The sequence below is a fragment of the Novosphingobium sp. BW1 genome (assembly GCF_008107685.1).
In the GTDB taxonomy this organism is placed as follows: Bacteria; Pseudomonadota; Alphaproteobacteria; order Sphingomonadales; family Sphingomonadaceae; genus Novosphingobium.
The window spans coordinates 1-398 of sequence record NZ_VIRF01000037.1; the positions used below are offsets into that span (position 1 = coordinate 1).

A 398-nucleotide genomic window follows, 5' to 3' on the forward strand; every position below is an offset into this window, starting at 1 on the left:
GTCCAGACAAAGCATGTGGCTGAATCATAAGTGTTTTCCGCCCTCGGCCGACAGTCGGACGGGGACCGCCCATCGCGCCAGGGCAACCCTTGCGCGACCGCGCCGGTCTACCCTTCGGGCCCTGCCGGCCTGCCAACTCAGCGAAAACAAGGAGCCTACCCATGAGCGATTGGGCAATCACCTACAGCAAGGACGAAGCCACCGAGCGTCAAGTCCTGCCGTTCCCCCACAAGCCGAGCCCCGAAGAGGTCGCCGAGCACCTGCTGGAATGGGCCGAGGCCAACCTCAAGCCGGGCCACTACAGCACCGGCAAGCTGGAAAGCGACGAGCCGGCGGAACTGCTGCTGCGCCGCTTCGGCATCGTCGTCACCGGCATCGCCGAAGCGGCGCAGCAGCAG

Annotated in this window: 1 protein-coding gene; it reads left to right on the forward strand. The window is 65.8% G+C overall.

The genetic code is table 11. The annotated features are described in order from the left end of the window. Positions 1-161 precede the first annotated feature (161 nt). A partial coding sequence (locus tag FMM79_RS01190; RefSeq protein WP_148625403.1) for a hypothetical protein occupies positions 162-398 on the forward strand: 237 nt, incomplete at its 3' end.